This is a genomic window from Gordonia sp. PvP123 (assembly GCF_040547295.1).
GTDB lineage: Bacteria > Actinomycetota > Actinomycetes > Mycobacteriales > Mycobacteriaceae > Gordonia > Gordonia terrae.
In genome coordinates this window covers 489,347-506,131 of the sequence record NZ_JBEPPN010000002.1, presented here as the reverse complement: position 1 = coordinate 506,131, position 16,785 = coordinate 489,347, and the positions used below count along the sequence as shown (strand labels likewise).

The window sequence follows — 16,785 nt, the reverse complement described above, 5'->3', positions numbered from 1 at the left end:
GGGGATCGAACGAGGCGCCCGGGTAAGATCGGCAGCCGTGCCCTCGCTCCCCCGGCCCGGTCCGCGCGGGTTGTCACCGCGCCGCGACCGCCGACCGCTCCCGCAGATCCGCGTCCCGGTGGCGCGTGCGATCGTGGACTGCGCCGTCTACATCGACGGTCACCGGCAGCCGGGGCGCGTCAGCTACACCGAGGGTCTTGCTCGGGTGCGCGCTGCAGGCGAGGGCTTCGTGTGGGTCGGTCTCCATGCCCCCGACGACGCGCAGATGGCCGATGTCGGTGCCACGTTCGGGTTGCACGAGCTCGTGGTCGAGGACGCGGTACACGCACATCAACGACCCAAACTCGAGGTGTACGACGACACCCAGTTCCTGGTGTTGCGGACCGTGCAGTACGTCGAGCACGAGACGATGGCCAAGGCGAGCGAGGTCGTCGAGACCGGCGAGATCATGGTCTTCGCCGGACCGGATTTCGTCCTGACCGTCCGGCACGGCGAGCACACCGAACTGTCGGAGCTCCGGCGCCGCCTGGAAACCCATCCCGATCGCCTCGCCCTCGGCCCGACCGCGGTCCTGCACGCTGTCGCCGACAAGGTGGTCGACAGCTACCTTGCGGTCACCGAGCGGATGGACGTCGACGTCGCGGCCATCGAGGAGGTCGTCTTCGGCCGACAGGGTCACTCGCTCGACATCGACCCGGTCTATCTCCTGCGCCGCGAAGTGCTCGAACTACGGCGCGCGGTGACACCGCTCGCGACACCGCTGCAGAGTTTGACAGCGAGCGGTAACCCATTGGTGCCCAAAGAGATCCGACGGCAGTTCCGGGATGTCAGCGACCATCTCACCACCGTCATCGATCGCGTTCTCGAGTACGACGAACTGCTGACCTCGCTCCTGCAGGCCGCGGCGGCCAAGGTCGGCATCCAGCAGTCGACCGACATGCGCAAGATCTCGGCCTGGGTCGCGATCGCGGCGGTACCCACCATGGTCGCCGGCATCTACGGCATGAACTTCGACCACATGCCCGAGCTCCACCAGGAATGGGGTTATCCCGTGGTACTCGGCTGCCTGGTCGCGCTCTGCGCCGGCCTGTTCGTGGTCTTCCGTCGCAGTCACTGGTTGTGATCACCCCCGCGTGACCAGACGCCCGACCGGAGGATTGCCCAGCCGACACGACGGGTAGTCGTTCGCGATGACCCGCACGAACCACGCCCGCGACACGGCGCGCATCCTGCTCGACCGGGCCGGCCGTACCTATGCCGACGACGCAGGCATCACACTGAAGAACACCCCATCCCCGCTGTTCGAGCTGCTGGTCCTCGCCCTGCTCCTCAGCACCAGGATCTCCGCGGACATCGCCGTCGCGGCCGCACGCGAACTGTTCGCGGCCGGTTATCGCACGCCGGAGAAGATGGCCCGAGCCGAGTGGCAGAGCCTCGTCGACGCGCTGGGTCGGGGCCACTACGTCCGGTACGACGAGAGCACGGCCACCCGCCTCGGCGAGGCAGCTCAGCGGGTCCTCGACGAGTATCACGGTGATCTGCGTCGTCTCGCCGACGATGCCGGCTCCGACCCCGGCCGCGCGGCAGAACTGCTCCAGGGGTTCACCGGTATCGGCCCGGTCGGGGCCGACATCTTCCTGCGCGAGGTCCAGTCGGTGTGGGAGTGGGCGACACCGTATTTCGACACACGCGCACTGGCCGCGGCCCGCGACCTCGGGCTACCCGACGATCCGGGACGGCTCGCCGACCTCGCGGACGGACGTCCGGAGGCCCTGGCGGCCGCGCTGGTCCGCGTCTCGCTCGACAAGTCGCTGCGCGCGGAGATCAGCTGATCCGATCGCGGGGCCTATGCTGGGACGACGATCACGACCGTCTCGCCAGCGCCGAGGTTTGTCCCGTGCCCGAATCGGTTATCCGGGAGAGTCCGCGCTCGGCCGTGCCGGACGCCCGGAGACGACAGGAGGACGCACAAGGTGTCAGCTGACCCGATGGTCGACGTTTCGACGGAGCACGACACGACCTTCCGGCGACCGCTGTTGCCGGGTGCGCGCGGACCTCTGTCGGCCACCGTCATCGATCTCCTCCGGGGTGACCCCGCATCAGCGTCGATCCCCGAGTTGCCGGTCGACGACGCCGACCCGTACGGCGATGATCTGCAGCTCGCCCTCTACCTCTGCTACGAGATGCACTACGTGGGCTTCGTCGATGCCGACACCGAGTGGGAATGGAATCCCGCGCTGCTCACGATCCGGGCGGCGCTCGAGCGGTCGTTCCTCGCTGCCCTGCACCGCGACGTGCCGGCGGCGGCCGCCGAGGACTCCGCCGACCACGAGATGGACGAGCTCTGCATCGAGAATCCCGACGGCGACGGTGCCTCGTACCGACTCCGCGACGCCGGCACGTGGGAGCAGTACCGCCAGCTGTTCGCGATGCGCTCGCTCTATCACCTGAAAGAGGCCGACCCGCACGCGTGGGCGATCCCGCGTCTCCGGGGCCACGCGAAAGCCGCCTTCGTCGCGGTCGAGTTCGACGAGTTCGGCGGTGGCCGCGGCGACGCCGTCCATCAGGAACTCTTCGCCGACCTGCTGCGGGCCTCCGATCTCCGCGCCGATTACCTCGGGTACCTCGACACCGTGCCCGGCGTCGCGCTGACGCCGGTCAACCTGATGTCACTGTTCGGACTCCATCGCCGGTACCGGGGTGCCGCGGTCGGTCATCTGGCGGCCACCGAGATCACCTCGCCCCCCGGATCCCAGCGCCTGCTCGCCGGCCTGGAGCAGCTCGACGCGCCGGAGGCCTGCCGACGTTTCTACCGCGAACACGTCGAGGCCGACGCGGTTCACGAGCAGATCCTGCGCACTGACGTCGTCGGCGATCTCATCCGCAGCGAACCGGACACCGAGGCCGACGTGATCTTCGGGATCCGCGCCTTCCTGTTCGTCGAGGACGCGCTCGACCGTCATGTCCTGTCCGCCTGGGAGCGCGGCGAGAGCGCCTTCCCCGGCATCTGACACCCGACACCGCGCGCGGCGAGACACCGCGGTCCGGGGACGCCCGCTCGTCCGGGGCGTCAGTCCGTCCGGCGACGCTTCTTGCGGTGGCTGGTGTCGCACAGCGGGTAGGTCTTGCTGCGCCCGCAGGCGCACACGGCGACCATGAACCGGTCCGATTCGACCTTTGCGCCGTCCGGGAGTTCGATGTCGACGGGTCCGGAGACCAGCACCGGACCACCGCGGATCACCCGCACCGCGTTGCGCTTGACCTCGCCGCTCACGCCGACCCACCCGCCGAACCGTATTCGCCGGGCGCGACCGCGACGATCGCGACCAGTCGCTCGATGCGGCGGTTGCGCTCGAGCATCCCGATCTCCTCCATCCAGCCCGCACGCGCCGAGAGAACCGGGCCGAACGGGATGACCCGTTCGGCCACCACCTCGGCGGTCAGGCCACCGGCACGGAGGGCACGCAGCGAGGCCTCTTCGTCGGCGAATTCCGAATGGACGAGCACGAAAATGCCGCCGGGCACCAGCAGGTCCGGAACGTGCGCGCACAGCGGGTCGAGGACGGCCCGGCCGTCGAGGCCGGCGTCCCATGCGTGCGAAGGTCCGGCCGGATGCAGGGCCGCCTCGGATTCCGGCGGGGTCGGTACGTACGGCGGGTTACAGGTGACGACGTCGTACCGGCCCCGGTGACGGCGGAGGTCGCCGTGGGCCACCTCGATGCGCACCCCGGCCTCGGCCGCCGCCTGTCGCGCATACGCAACCGCCTCGGCGGACGCGTCCACCGCGGTCACCTCGGTCGCACCCGCCCGGGCCGCCGCGATGGCGATGGCGCCGCTGCCGGTGCACAGGTCGAGGACGCGGGCTCCCGCAACGCCGCGGGAGCGCAGGGTGTCGATCAGCAACTGGGTGTCCTGCTGCGGCAGATAGACATCGAGCTCGGGCCGGGGAGCGGTCGTCGTGGGCAGCGACGATGATGTGAGGGTCACGCGTGGCACCGCCCGTCTGTCGTGCCGATGGTCCCTGCTCCCCGTGACTCCATGCGCCCTCACCTTCTCAGACCAGCCGTGCTCTCGATGCTCAGACGTTCCCTCTGTCATACGTTCCGAAACCTCGGAACGGATGTGTTCGCCCGCGATTCACGAGCAGGCCGGAACTCCTCGAGACGTCTCAGGCCGGAGTTGCCGACGCCCGGTCGGGCCTGGTCACGTCGATACCCGCCTCCCGCCACGCCTCCCGCAGCGCGTCGGCTCCCTTCAGCCGCACCCAGGCGGCCTCGTTGGCGGTGATCGGGATGGCGCGGAGCATGGTGACCGGGTCCATCGGTTCGGGAAGTTCGACGATGCCGAGTTCGTCGGCCTCGAGCAGTACCGCGGTGAACGGGGAACCGTCCCAGAGGGGTTCGCCGAGATCGACGAGTGCGTCGGCGGCGATGATCAGGCCCTCGACGGCCGGCGCGGCCGCCAGCGTCGCCATCCGTTTGTGCAGGCCCGGCAGCGGTGTCCCCGACGACATGCGCACGACGAGCTCGGCACGGGGTCCGCGGACCGGATCGGCGTGCAGGTCGGTGGGATCGGACATCGGATGCCGCGCACACCCCGACGTCACGTAGACCACCGTGGGGCGATCACCGGTATCGGCGGCGGCCGCGAACCGCAGGACGTCGATCGGCTCGACGCCCAGGAACGTCACCGACGCCCGCTGCGGCGTCTCCCCCAGCCGGTCTTCCAGGAATCGTCCGACGACCTCTGTCACGGCTTCGCTCACACCCGACAGGCTACCGACTCCGGCGCGCGGGTCCGGGGCGCTCCTCTAGCCTGGAGCAATGGTCCGGGTTCTGGCGGTCGCCGACGAGGTGGTGGATTCCCTCACCTTCGGCGTGGGGATCGAATCCCGTCCCGACCTCATCCTCGGCGCCGGCGACCTGCCGTTCGAATACCTCGAGATCCTGTCGTCGCTGTGCGACTCGCCGTGCGTGTTCGTCCCCGGCAACCACGACCGCGACCTACGCGGGTACCGGCGCGGCCGGACCGGCTGGACCCGCGCAGGCCTCCCGGTCGAGGACCCCGGCCCCTGCGGTGCGGTCAACGCCGATGGTCGGACCGTCTCGGTCGCCGGGCTGCGCATCAGCGGTCTGGGCGGCAGCCGCCGGTACAACGGGGGCACCAACCAGTACACCGACACCCAGCAGCGACTGCGCTCGCTCCGCCTGCGGTGCACCGCCGCCCTGTCGCCGCCACGGGGCGCCGACATCCTGCTCACCCACAGCCCGGCGCGCGGCGTCGGCGACCGGGACGATCTCCCCCACCGGGGTTTCGACTGTTTCCACCCCCTGGTGCGGTCGCTGCAGCCCGCGCTGCTGATCCACGGGCATGTCCATCCCTACGGCGAACGGCCGGCGGATCTGCCCATCGGGTCGTCGACGACGTCGATGAACGTCGTCGGGTTCTGTCAGTTCGACATCGATCCCGTGACCCGGGACGTCGAGATCGTGAGGCGCAGATATGGCGCGTGACACCGGTTTTCCCGACGCCGACGCCGAGAACGATTTCGCCCGGCTGCGGCGCCAGGCCGAACGAGCCCGTCTCGCGCAGTGGTTCATGCGTCAGCCGGCCGACGTGAACACCATCCTGCCGTTCGACGAAGTGGTCGCCGCGCTCGGCCGAACCGGCGAGACCTCACTCGGGCTCCAGGTGGTCGAGGTGTCCTCGATCGTCGGCAGCGTCGACCGGACGAAGGACTTCGACCGTTACTTCCGGCCCACCTCGTCGCGTGGGCGTGAACGCTGGCAGCGCCTGGCCGCAGCGCAACGACGCGGCGAGTCGGTGCCACCGGTGCAGCTCTACCGGATCGGGTCCATGCACTTCGTCATCGACGGCCATCACCGCGTGTCCATCGCGATCGCGCGGAACTGGGCCACGATCGACGCGTACGTCACCCTCATCCACACGCGCATCTCTCCCGAGGGCATCACCGGGACATCCGATCTGGTCCTCAAGGACCATCGTCGGCTGTTCTTGTCGCGCGTACCGCTCGAGGGCGCCCAGGCCGACGCCATCCGGCTCAGCTTCCCGTTCGACTACGCCGAACTCGCCGAGAACGTCGAGGCCTGGGGATTCCGTCTGAGCCAGGAGATCGGCGAGTTCCTCAGCCGCGCCGAGACCGCCCGGCGCTGGTTCGGTGAGGAGTTCCTGCCGGTCGTGCGGATGGCCCGGCGCGCGGGTATCCGACCCGACCTCGAGAGCGACGCCGAGCTGTACATGTGGGTCGCCTGCGAGCGTTATCGCCTCGTGCGCAGGCACATCTGGGACGAGCACGTCTTCGACGAGCTGCTCGACCACTCCCGGCGGCGCAAGCGGTGACCCACCGCCGGGAGGACGCGGCTCAGCGAACCCGCAGCGATGCTCCCGAGCTCTGATCGAACACCGCGATCTTCGAGGCGTCGTAGAACAGTTCGGCCGAACTGCCGCGGGTGACCTTCGAGTCCGGGGACAGTCGTGCGATGAGCTGATTGCCGCCGAGATCGGTTCCGGAGTCGGCGGACAGCTCCGCGAGGGCATCGCTCGACGCCCGGCTCGAGCCAACGCTGAAGTAGGCGTAGATGTCCGACCCCATCGACTCGAGGACATCGATGTTCGCGGTGAACGTCGCCCCCTGACCGCGGGTCGTCGAATCGACGAGCGACGCGTCCTCGAGATGCTCCGGGCGGATGCCGATCAGCACATCCCCGCCGCTGCCGACGTCGCCGGCACGCGACACCACCGCACGGTGGTCGTCGAGCGAGATCGTGCCGATCGCGGTCTCGATGCCGTCGGAGCCGAGGCGACCGGACAGGAAGTTCATCGCGGGCGAACCGATGAAGCCGGCCACGAACACATTGGTCGGATTGTTGTACAGCTCCTGCGGTGTGCCGATCTGCTGCACGTACCCGCCGCGCAGGACGACCACGCGGTCGCCGAGGGTCATGGCCTCGGTCTGGTCGTGGGTCACGTAGACCGTGGTGGTGCCCAGACGCTGCTGCAGCTGCGAGATCTCGGTGCGCATCTGCACGCGCAGCTTCGCATCCAGGTTCGACAGTGGCTCGTCCATCAGGAACGCCTTGGGCGACCGCACGATCGCGCGTCCCATCGCGACGCGCTGCCGCTGACCACCGGAGAGGTTGGCGGGCTTGCGGTCGAGGTACTGCCCGAGGTCGAGGATGCGCGCGGCCTCGTCGACCTTCGCGGCCACCTGATCCTTCGGCATCTTCGCGAGGGTCAGCGGGAAGGCGATGTTCTCGCGGACCGACATGTGGGGGTACAGCGCGTAACTCTGGAACACCATCGCGATGTCGCGGTCCTTCGGCGCGCGCTCGTTGACGCGCTCGCCGCCGATCCGCAGTTCACCGCCCGAGATGTCCTCGAGTCCCGCGATCATGTTGAGCGTCGTCGACTTGCCGCAGCCCGACGGTCCCACCAGGATCACGAATTCGCCGTCGGCGATCTCGATGTCGACCCCGTGTACGGCCGTCGAGCCGTCGGGATACTGCTTGGAGACGTTGTCCAGAACGATGTCTGCCATGGGTTATCCCTTCACGGCGCCGGAGGTCAGGCCGGCCACGATTCGACGTTGGAAGAAGAGCACGAAGATGATGATGGGGATGGTGATGACCACCGCGGCGGCCGAGATCGACCCGGTCGGTTCCTCGAATTGCGAACTGCCGGTGAAGTTCGCGATCGCCACCGGTGCGGTGATCGCCCGTTCGGTCGACGTCAGGGACAACGCCAGGAGCAGGTCGTTCCAGGCGAAGATGAACACCAGGATCGCCGCGGTCACGACGCCGGGCGCCGCGAGGGGTGCGATGACCTTGCGGAAGGCCTGCCACGGCGTGGCGCCGTCCATCTTGGCGGCCTTCTCCAGCTCCCACGGGATCTCGCGGAAGAACGCGGACAGGGTGTAGATCGCCAGCGGCAGCGCGAACGTGATGTAGGGCAGGATCAGGCCGGGCCAGGTGTCGAACAACCCGAGTCGTCGCTCGATGTTGAACAACGGGGTCACCAGCGAGATCTGGGGGAACATCGCGATCAGCAGGGCGGCGCCGATCAGGAGCTTCTTGCCCGGGAAGTCCAGACGCGCCACCGCATAGGCCGCCATCGTCCCGAGGATCACCGCGATGACCGTCGTGATGAGTCCGACGCCGATCGAGTTGATCAACGCCGAGGTGAACGCGCTCGTCTCGAAGATGTTCTTGTAGTTGTCGAGTGTGAACTCACTGGGCCAGAATCGCCCGTCGGTCACGCTACCTGCCGGTTTGAACGACAGACTGATGATCCACAGCAGTGGGATGAGCGCGTACAGGATCACCAGGATGTTGGCGATCGACCACCAGGCCTTGGACTTTCCGCTCGTATTCAACGGCTTACCTCCCCTCGTCGTCGGAACCCGGTGCGGCGGTGCCGAACCCCTTGATGAACACGAACGCGATGATCGCGACGCAGATAAAGATCAGGATCGAGATCGCCGAACCGACGCCGAGATTGAAGGCGCCGAACAGATTGTCGTAACCCAGCATCGACACCGAGTAGGTGTTGTTGGACCCGCTGGTGAGGACATAGATGTTGTCGAACACGCGGAACGCGTCGAGTGTGCGGAACAGCAGCGCCACCAGGATCGCCGGCTTCATCAGCGGGAGGATGATGCGCCACAGCCTCGTCCACGCTCCGGCACCGTCCACCTGGGCCGCCTTGAGGAGGTCGTCCGGCACGAGCGCGAGTCCGGCCAGCAGCAGCAGGGCCATGAACGGGGTCGTCTTCCAGACCTCGGCCAGGACGATGATCGCCAGTGAGGGCCATTGCTCGGTCAAGGGAGCACTGCCGTCGGGCAGCAGATTCGCGAGATATCCGGTGCCGGGTGTCCAGGCGTAGTACCACGAGAACGCCGCTGCCACCGTCACGATGCCGTACGGGATGAGGACGACGGTACGAATCGTGCCGCGCCCGAAGATCGTTCGGTGCATCACGAGCGCGATGGCCATGCCGAGCACGAGCTCGATGATCACCGACACGACCGTGATGCCGACCGTGACACCGAAGGCGGTCCACCAGTAGTTGTCGGTGAGGACGGTCGCGTAGTTGGCGAACCACACGAATTCCCGTTCGCCGGGGGCCGAGAGGCTCATCTTGTTCAGCGACAACCAGACCGCGTACACGATCGGGTAACCGGTGACCAGGATCATCATGAGCGCGGCCGGCGCGACGAGCCAGAAGGCCAGTCGACGCTCGGCGGCCTTGCCCTCGCTGCGCTTGCGCGGTGCGGCCGGTGCGTCGTCGGCTCGCGGACGCTCGGCGACCGCCGTCGTGGCAGCAGCCGGACCGGCAGCCGGACCGGCGGCCGGAGCGGGTGCGCCCGCCGGACCGCTCACCGGCGCGGCGTCGTGCCGTCCGCCCGGCGGCGGGGTCCACACCTGGTCGGATTGCACCGGCGGCGTGTCACCGACGATTGGGATCGGGCCGGTCTGCGGCGGGGCGTCGTCCGGCAGCGCATGACGTCCGGCGCGGAACCGCGTGTCCTCGCCCGAAACATCACGGCGCGGCCGGTCGCCGGTCCGTTCGTCGTCTCCGGGTGTCGTGTTGTCGCTCACGGGATCAGCCCTTCCCCGTCGATGGCCTTCTGGACCGCTTCGGCGAGCTCGTCGACGAGAGCCTCCGGCTCCCAGGCGCCGACCGGACTCAACTTGGCCTGCAGCAGCGTCGAGATCGCCTGGTAATCGGGCGACTTCGGGCGCAGCGCGGCGTGTTCGGGTTCGAGCTGCCGCTTGATCTCATCGGCCATCGGGTAGGCGAGCCGGAAATCGGCGTCGTCGTAGATGGATTCGATGACCGGCGGCGGTCCGGCGCTGAACGAGAACGCCTTCTGCCCCGCCTCGCTGGTGATGCACTCCGCGGCCTGGAAGGCGAGATCCTGCTGCTTCGAGGTGCTGGCGACGGCGATGTTGATGCCGCCCAGGGTCGTCTTCGTGGGGAGTCCCTCGAAGCCCGGGTAGGGCGCGAAGTCGAAGACCCGCCGCATCTCCCGGTTCAGCGGGACGACCTGCGCCGCCGTCGGCGGGTTCGCGGTGTCGGCGTAGAGGTTCGCGTACTGGGTGAGGTCGAGGAAGGCGACGCTTCCGGCGACGGCGTTCTCGCGCATGCCGGCGAAGACGAACGGCCAGTTGACCTGATACAGAGCCTCTCCGCTCTCCATCCCGAGTCGCGCGGCGCCCTCGTCGGAGTTGGTCAGCGAGGGATCGGCCCCCGGTGCGGTCGCCACGCGCTTGAGGGTCTCCAGGGCGCGCACCGTGGCGGCGCGGTGTTCAGGGGTGTCGTTCAGGGTGACCTTGTCGGGGTCCTGCGGATCGACGATCTGGCCGCCGGCACTCGCGAGCACCGAGTTGAACCACACCATCAGGCCCTCGTATTGCCTGCCCTGCACCATGATGTAGGTCGGGCCGCCGTTGCGTCCGCTGACGAGCGCGTCCTCGAGCATGCCGTTCCACGTCGACGCCGGGCGGCGTCGGTCGACGTCCTCGGCGAGGACATCCGGCCGGTACCACAGCAATTGGGTGTTGGTGGAGAACGGGATGGCGTAGAGCCGTTCACGCTCGTCGTCGTCGGTCTTCCACACCGCGGTGTCGAGCGGGCCGCCCAGGGTGCGTGCCGAGATCTCCGCCGCCATGTCGTCGGGCACCGGCACCATCCAGCCCGCGTCGGCGAATTCGGCGGTCCACACGACGTCCATACCCATCAGGTCCAGGCCGCTGTCGTTGCCCGCGAGGCGTCGTGCGAGCTGCAGACGCTGATCGTCGGCACCCTTGGGCAGCGGAGTCGTCACGACCTTGTACGCCCCGCCGGAATCGGCCGAGCACTTGTCGCCGATCTCGGCGAAGGTGTCCGCGCCGTCGGCCGGCGGATAGAAATTGAGTACGCCCGCTTCATATCCCGAGCCGCATGCGGACAGCACGGGCAGCATGGCCGCCGCTGCCACCGCCGCGGCGAGGACCTTCCGTCTCACGCGTCTGGTAGATCCGTCAGTCCTGACCCTGCTCCGCACGCAGCCTCCTCGATGTCGTACGCGGCGGGCGCACCAGGTGCTCCGCCGTGAGCGTCCGAAGTGCAACGCTATACGTGAGGATTCGTGACATGCAACACATTCGGCATGGGCGTGCCACTCCGCGAGCGATTGTGATCCCACCGTGTCCGAGCGGGAGACGTCGGCTCAGAAGGTCAGACGGGTGAGCATGTCGCGTGCCCTCTCTGCGCTTTTCGGGTCGCACAGCACGTCATAGCGTCCCGCGACGAGTTGCATCGTCGAGGCGAAATCACGCTGGCCGCGCGTGGCCGCGTACGGAATGGTCGCGGAGATCACACCGAAGACCATGCCGCCGACGATGCCCACGAGGATGGGCGCGATGGGCGAACCGGTGAACACGAGCGCCACCAGGCAGCCGAAGAAGAAGCCGAGCCAGGCACCGGACACCAGCCCGCCGCCGATCACCTTGCCCCATGTCAACCGGCCGATGACTCGTTCGACCTGCATGAGATCGACGCCCACGATGGTGACGTCCTGCACGGTGAAGTTCTCGTCGGAGAGGAAATCCACCGCGCGTTGGGCCTCGGCGTAGGTTCCGTAGGAACCGATCGGCCAGCCCTTCGGCGGGGTGGGCAGGCCCGGCGTCTCGCGGCTCGGGCGCATGGGATTGGTCATGTCGGGGCCTTCCCTGTTGTGCGACTGCTGCGGTGGGACTCGACCGTGAGACTCGTCTCCCACCGGTGGGCGTTCGGTGTCTGCCGTCGGCCTCCACGGAACCGATGGCACTACCCTTACTCCCATGTCGTCGGTGAGCAAGGTGTTCGTGGCCAGATTAGTCGGGTTGGCCGTCCTTGGTCCCGACGGTGAATCGATCGGTCGCGTCCGCGACGTGGTGATCTCGATCCGCATGTCCGGACAACAACCGCGCGTCCTCGGTCTGGCGGTCGAATTGACCACCCGGCGTAGGATTTTCGTTCCCATGCTGCGCGTGACGGCGATCGAGCCGCAGGCCGTTGCCCTCAACACCGGCACCGTCAGCCTCCGCCGGCTCCACCTGCGGCCCGGCGAGGCGCTGGCCATCGGGCAGGTTCTCGACACCCACGTCCGGGTCGTCGATCCGGACCTCCCCGAACTCGCCGACGCCGACGTGACGGTGATCGATCTCGGCATCGAGAAGACCCGGACCCGCGACTGGGTCGTCTCCCGCGTCGCGATCCGCGCAGGCCGCCGCGGTCTCCGACGCCGCCACGAGACCCAGGTCGTGGAGTGGTCCAGCGTGCAGGGCATCACCCAGAGCGCATTGAACCTCCCGGGACAGGGAGTGGCACAGGCGTTGTTGCAGTTCGAGGGCATGCGGCCGGCCGACGTCGCCAACGCCCTGCGCGAACTGCCCGCGAAACGGCGCGACGAGATCGCCTCGGCCCTGGATGACGAACGGCTCGCCGACGTGCTGCAGGAATTACCGCCCGACGACCAGAAAGAGGTGCTCGCCGCGCTCGGTCGCGACCGCGCCGTCGACATCCTCGAGGCGATGGACCCCGACGACGCGGCCGATCTGCTCGGCGAACTGCCCGACACCGAGGCCGAGGCGTTCCTGGAGGAGATGGACCCCGTCGAGTCCGAACCGCTCCGGCGCCTGCTCCTGCACTCCCCCGACACCGCCGGCGGTGTGATGACCTCCGAGCCCATCGTGGTGACCCCGTCGACCACCATCGCCGAGGCGCTCGCCCGCGTCCGCAATCCCGACCTCACGCCCGCCGCGGCGAGCCTGGTGTTCGTCGTCCGCCCGCCGACGGCGACGCCGACCGGGAAATACCTCGGGTGCGTACACCTGCAGGCCCTGCTCCGGGAGCCCCCCGCCCATCTCGTCGGCGGCATCCTGGACACCGACCTCGTCCAACTCCACCCCGAGGACTCCCTGGAGACGATGACGAGATACTTCGCGACCTACAACCTGGTCTGCGGACCCGTCGTGGACGAGGCCGGGCACCTGCTCGGCGCGGTGAGTGTCGACGACCTCCTCGACGAGATCCTGCCGCGCGACTGGCGCGAGACCGAGCCCGAGGACGCCGTCGAGCCCGTCGGAGACGTCATCCGATGAGCGAACCGGGACGCAAACTCGACACCCCCAGCACCCGTCGCACGATCTCGTTCAATCTCGACTCCGACGTCGTCGGGATGTACAGCGAGCGGGTCGCCAGGTTCCTGGGCACCGGGCGCTATCTGGCGATCCAGACGGTCGTCGTGATCGTGTGGATCGCGCTCAACCTGGTCGCGGTGTCGATCAGATGGGACCCGTACCCGTTCATCCTGCTCAACCTCGCGTTCTCCACCCAGGCGGCGTACGCGGCCCCGCTGATCCTCCTGGCCCAGAACCGGCAGGAGAACCGTGACCGAGTCTCGCTCGAGGAGGACCGGCTGCGGTCCGCCCAGACGAAGGCGGACACCGAGTTCCTCGCACGTGAGCTCGCCGCCGTCCGGCTCGCGGTCGGTGACACCGTGACGCGCGACTACCTGCGCAAGGAACTCGACGACCTGCTCGACGAACTCACCGAACGACTCGGCGCCACGTCCGACGACGAGCCGCCCGCCGGTACGGGTCCGCGCGACCGCTCGCGCTGATCTCCGGAGTGCACCGGCCCCGACGTAACACCCGGAGCCCGTCGGCGCGATGGGTTCACTGACACCAAAAGTGGAGTTCGTGTCTGGGACGTCAGACCCATATGTATGGTGGGTCACAGTTCGGACCGGATCCCGGTGTCGACCACGACACGACGGATTCGTCCGGTGCATCCATGCGAGCGGCTCTCGAACCGGGCCGCGGGTGGTGATCGCCGCGTTCTCGGGGGCAGATGTGTGTGTTGACAACGGAGTGGACATGACCGGGCAGCGTCCCGGGGCCGTGTCGGGCGACGGGAGCCGTCGATGAGGCCCCTCGACATCGTCCGCCGCCGCCGCGGACCGCGTCGTCCGTCCTCTTTCCCCCGCCGCGCCGCGACTCTCGCCGTGGGTGGTGGCCTGGTCGGTGCGCTGGTGCTGGGCACCGCGACATCGAGCGCCTCCGGTGGCACCGTCGCCGCACCCGTCTCCGAACCGGCTGCCCCCGCGGTGCTGGCCGAGGTCGTCGCCGGCTCACCGGTCGCCCTGCTCGGCTTCGCACCTCCGCCGGAGAAGCCCGCGACCGCCCTGCCGGCACCACAGTTCCGGCTCGCCGCCGATCTCCCGTCGGGTCCGTTGGGAATCCCCGGCGTGGTCCTCCAGGCCTACAAGCTGGCCGCGAACCGCGTCGCGGCCGAGAGCCCGCAGTGCAAGCTCCCGTGGTTCCTGCTCGCCGGCATCGGCCGGATCGAGTCCAATCACGCGAGCAACGGCTCGGTCGATCAGTACGGTACGACCATCAATCCGATCGCCGGCCCGGTCCTCGACGGCTCCCTGGCCGGCAACGCCGTCATCAAAGACACCGACGGCGGGCGCATCGACGGCGACGCCGGACACGACCGCGCCATGGGCCCGATGCAGTTCATCCCGAGCACATGGGCCGCGTGGGGCTCCGACGCCAACGGGGACGGGAAACCCGACCCGAACAACATCTTCGACGCCACCTACTCGGCCGGCCGGTACCTGTGCGCCGGTGTCACCGACATCATGAACGAGCGCACCCGGGTCTCGGCGGTGCTGCGCTACAACCGCTCGATGGAGTACGTCGCGAACGTGCTCGGCTGGGCCGGGGCGTATGCGACGGGCGTGATGCCGACGAACCCCATCCCGGAGATGAAGCGCAAGCCGTCGAGCAGTTCGAGCAAGTCCAGCAAGCCGAGCACACCCGGGTCCGAGTCGTCCTCGTCGTCCTCCTCGCGTCGGCCGAGCCCGCCGCCGCAGCCGTGCATCATCGTCTGCCTGCCGTCGATCCCGCCGCTGTTCCCGGGCCAGCCCGCACCCCCGCCGACCAAGAAGGACGCTCCGGCCACCAAGCAGGCCCCGGCGGGCAACGCCGGACCGAACCGGCCGGGCGCTTCCGGCGCGCCGGTTCCGGTTCGCTGACACACGATCGGAGGACCTCCGCCGGGCGTCGTCGGCGCCGCCGGTAGTCTGGACCAGATGACAACAGGAGTCGCGCCCACGGAATCGGCAGTTCGCGCCGCTCTGGGCAAGGTCAAGGATCCCGAGATCGGCAAGCCGATCACCGACATCGGGATGGTCAAGTCGGTCACCGTCAACGACGACGCGAGTGTCGACGTCGGCGTGTACCTCACGACGTCGGGCTGCCCGATGCGCACCGAGATCTCGCAACGCGTGGAGACAGCCGTGGCCGACGTCCCGGGCGTCGGCGCGATCCGCGTCGAACTCGACGTGATGGACGACGAGCAGCGCACCGAACTACGCAAGAAGCTCCGGGGGGACAAGGCCGAACCGGTCATCCCGTTCGCCCAACCCGGTTCGCTCACCCGCGTCTATGCGGTGGCGTCGGGCAAGGGCGGCGTCGGCAAGTCGAGTGTCACCGTCAACCTCGCGACAGCACTCGCCGAGCGCGGGCTCAGCGTCGGCGTCCTCGATGCCGACATCTACGGTCACTCGGTTCCCCGCATGCTCGGCAGCGACGCCAAGCCCACCCAGGTGGAGCGCATGATCATGCCGCCGATCAACCACGGGGTCCGCTTCATCTCCATCGGACAGTTCACCGACGGGAACACCCCGGTGACGTGGCGTGGCCCGATGCTCCATCGCGCTCTCCAGCAGTTCCTCGCGGATGTGTACTGGGGCGACCTCGACGTGTTGCTCCTCGACCTGCCGCCGGGCACCGGCGACGTCGCCATCTCCATCGCCCAGCTCATCCCGGGTGCGGAGATCCTGGTCGTGACGACCCCGCAGCAGGCCGCGGCCGAGGTCGCCGAGCGCGCCGGGGCCATCGCCCTGCAGACGCGCCAGAAGATCCTCGGTGTCGTGGAGAACATGTCGTGGCTGGAACTGCCCGATGGCAGCCGCATGGAACCGTTCGGGTCCGGCGGCGGTGAACAGGTGGCACAACGCCTCACGCGTGCCGTGGGCGCTCAGGTCGACCTGCTCGGTCAGGTGCCGCTCGAGACCGCCCTGCGCGAAGGTGGCGATGCCGGGGTCCCGGTCGTGCTGTCGGCGCCGGAATCGGCCTCGGGGTCCGCACTGCGCGCGATCGCCGGCAAGCTGGCGGCGCGCAAGCGCGGTCTGGCCGGGATGAGTCTGGGACTCGACACCATCCGGAACGCCTGACCGGGTTCGCCTAGGTCGCGTCCCAGTCCGCTGCGGCGGGACGCGACCCCGTGCGCGGCGTGCGGTCCGGGGCGGCGCGGTTGCCCGTTGCGGAGTCGGACCTGTCGGCGGAATCCTGCTTCTCGAACGACAGCGGCGCCGAGACCGGCTTGATCTCCGGCGCCGCCGGGGTGGTGTTCCGATTGACCGTCGTCGCGCTCTCGTTCAGACGGAACAGCGAATCGTCGCCGTCGAGAAGATGTTTCGTGACGATGGACCGCGGCGTCATACCCCGCAGCTCGTTCAGATCGGCCAGCGGTTTGCGCAGATCGTCGAACTCGGGACCGAGCTCGTCCTTGAGCTGAGCGCTCGCACCGGTCGCGTAATCGCGGACCTTCTTGAGCGACTGCATCGTCCACGAGACGGCACCGGGGAGGCGTTCGGGGCCGAGGATGACCAGCGCCGCGACCACCAGGATCGCGATCTCGCCCCATCCGATGCTGCTGAACATGTGCCTC

The 16,785-nt window shown here is 68.6% G+C and carries 18 protein-coding genes; 9 read left to right on the top strand and 9 right to left on the bottom strand.

What is annotated here, in order from left to right; all coding sequences use genetic code 11:
- The first annotated feature begins 37 nt into the window (after window positions 1–37).
- The 3 genes from ABIC25_RS05185 (at window position 38) to ABIC25_RS05175 (ending at window position 3,011) form a co-directional block, all read left to right on the top strand.
- On the top strand, window positions 38–1,123 hold the full coding sequence (locus tag ABIC25_RS05185) for a magnesium and cobalt transport protein CorA (protein WP_101819016.1): 1,086 nt from the start codon (window positions 38–40) through the stop codon (window positions 1,121–1,123).
- 67 nt (window positions 1,124–1,190) lie between these two features.
- Complete coding sequence (locus ABIC25_RS05180) at window positions 1,191–1,832, top strand: HhH-GDP family DNA glycosylase (protein WP_354560281.1); 642 nt, start codon at window positions 1,191–1,193, stop codon at window positions 1,830–1,832.
- 156 nt (window positions 1,833–1,988) lie between these two features.
- Window positions 1,989–3,011: an iron-containing redox enzyme family protein gene (locus tag ABIC25_RS05175; protein ID WP_354560280.1), complete on the top strand. Its 1,023-nt coding sequence runs from the start codon at window positions 1,989–1,991 to the stop codon at window positions 3,009–3,011.
- A 59-nt stretch (window positions 3,012–3,070) separates the two neighbouring features.
- Here the strand turns inward: ABIC25_RS05175 and ABIC25_RS05170 are convergent, their stop codons facing one another.
- From ABIC25_RS05170 to ABIC25_RS05160, 3 genes are all read right to left on the bottom strand, one after another.
- Window positions 3,071–3,274, bottom strand: coding sequence for a CDGSH iron-sulfur domain-containing protein (locus ABIC25_RS05170; RefSeq protein WP_354560278.1), 204 nt, complete (start codon window positions 3,272–3,274; stop codon window positions 3,071–3,073).
- Window positions 3,271–3,987 carry a HemK2/MTQ2 family protein methyltransferase gene (locus ABIC25_RS05165; RefSeq protein ID WP_354560277.1) on the bottom strand — a complete coding sequence of 239 codons (717 nt, stop codon included), beginning with the start codon at window positions 3,985–3,987 and terminating at the stop codon, window positions 3,271–3,273. Before ABIC25_RS05165 ends, ABIC25_RS05170 begins: the two co-directional genes overlap by 4 nt.
- Before the next feature lie 181 nt (window positions 3,988–4,168).
- Entirely contained in the window at window positions 4,169–4,765 is a 597-nt protein-coding gene (locus tag ABIC25_RS05160) for a suppressor of fused domain protein (RefSeq protein ID WP_354560276.1), read from the bottom strand.
- Window positions 4,766–4,823: 58 nt separating this feature from the next.
- Here ABIC25_RS05160 and ABIC25_RS05155 point away from each other — a divergent pair, with 58 nt between their 5' ends.
- Together ABIC25_RS05155 and ABIC25_RS05150 are read left to right on the top strand one after the other, a co-directional pair.
- Complete coding sequence (locus ABIC25_RS05155) at window positions 4,824–5,513, top strand: metallophosphoesterase family protein (RefSeq protein WP_004020329.1); 690 nt, start codon at window positions 4,824–4,826, stop codon at window positions 5,511–5,513.
- Complete coding sequence (locus tag ABIC25_RS05150) at window positions 5,503–6,360, top strand: hypothetical protein (RefSeq protein WP_064571538.1); 858 nt, start codon at window positions 5,503–5,505, stop codon at window positions 6,358–6,360. Before ABIC25_RS05155 ends, ABIC25_RS05150 begins: the two co-directional genes overlap by 11 nt.
- 22 nt (window positions 6,361–6,382) lie before the next feature.
- Here the strand turns inward: ABIC25_RS05150 and ABIC25_RS05145 are convergent, their stop codons facing one another.
- The 5 genes from ABIC25_RS05145 to ABIC25_RS05125 form a co-directional block, all read right to left on the bottom strand.
- A complete protein-coding gene (locus ABIC25_RS05145; protein ID WP_004020327.1) occupies window positions 6,383–7,558 on the bottom strand; it encodes an ABC transporter ATP-binding protein in 1,176 nt (391 codons plus the stop codon).
- Window positions 7,559–7,561: 3 nt separating this feature from the next.
- Window positions 7,562–8,392 (bottom strand): carbohydrate ABC transporter permease, encoded by an 831-nt coding sequence (locus ABIC25_RS05140; protein WP_004020325.1) that lies wholly within the window; start codon window positions 8,390–8,392, stop codon window positions 7,562–7,564.
- Window positions 8,393–8,396: 4 nt separating this feature from the next.
- Window positions 8,397–9,617 carry a carbohydrate ABC transporter permease gene (locus tag ABIC25_RS05135; protein WP_354560274.1) on the bottom strand — a complete coding sequence of 407 codons (1,221 nt, stop codon included), beginning with the start codon at window positions 9,615–9,617 and terminating at the stop codon, window positions 8,397–8,399.
- Entirely contained in the window at window positions 9,614–11,026 is a 1,413-nt protein-coding gene (locus ABIC25_RS05130) for an extracellular solute-binding protein (protein WP_239403688.1), read from the bottom strand. The genes ABIC25_RS05135 and ABIC25_RS05130 overlap by 4 nt, the downstream gene beginning before the upstream one ends.
- A 204-nt stretch (window positions 11,027–11,230) precedes the next feature.
- Window positions 11,231–11,719, bottom strand: coding sequence for a YflT domain-containing protein (locus tag ABIC25_RS05125; RefSeq protein ID WP_064571539.1), 489 nt, complete (start codon window positions 11,717–11,719; stop codon window positions 11,231–11,233).
- Between the two features lie 124 nt (window positions 11,720–11,843).
- Here ABIC25_RS05125 and ABIC25_RS05120 point away from each other — a divergent pair, with 124 nt between their 5' ends.
- From ABIC25_RS05120 to ABIC25_RS05105, 4 genes are all read left to right on the top strand, one after another.
- Window positions 11,844–13,145 (top strand): magnesium transporter MgtE N-terminal domain-containing protein, encoded by a 1,302-nt coding sequence (locus tag ABIC25_RS05120; protein WP_101819021.1) that lies wholly within the window; start codon window positions 11,844–11,846, stop codon window positions 13,143–13,145.
- Window positions 13,142–13,666, top strand: coding sequence for a DUF1003 domain-containing protein (locus ABIC25_RS05115; protein WP_004020319.1), 525 nt, complete (start codon window positions 13,142–13,144; stop codon window positions 13,664–13,666). The genes ABIC25_RS05120 and ABIC25_RS05115 overlap by 4 nt, the downstream gene beginning before the upstream one ends.
- Window positions 13,667–13,969: 303 nt before the next feature.
- Window positions 13,970–15,085 carry a lytic transglycosylase domain-containing protein gene (locus tag ABIC25_RS05110; RefSeq protein WP_354560272.1) on the top strand — a complete coding sequence of 372 codons (1,116 nt, stop codon included), beginning with the start codon at window positions 13,970–13,972 and terminating at the stop codon, window positions 15,083–15,085.
- A 57-nt stretch (window positions 15,086–15,142) separates the two neighbouring features.
- Entirely contained in the window at window positions 15,143–16,288 is a 1,146-nt protein-coding gene (locus ABIC25_RS05105; protein WP_004020317.1) for an Mrp/NBP35 family ATP-binding protein, read from the top strand.
- Between the two features lie 10 nt (window positions 16,289–16,298).
- On the opposite strand, the gene tatB is transcribed toward ABIC25_RS05105, so the two are convergent.
- On the bottom strand, window positions 16,299–16,778 hold the full coding sequence (gene tatB / locus ABIC25_RS05100) for a Sec-independent protein translocase protein TatB (RefSeq protein WP_354560270.1): 480 nt from the start codon (window positions 16,776–16,778) through the stop codon (window positions 16,299–16,301).
- Between the last annotated feature and the right edge of the window lie 7 nt (window positions 16,779–16,785).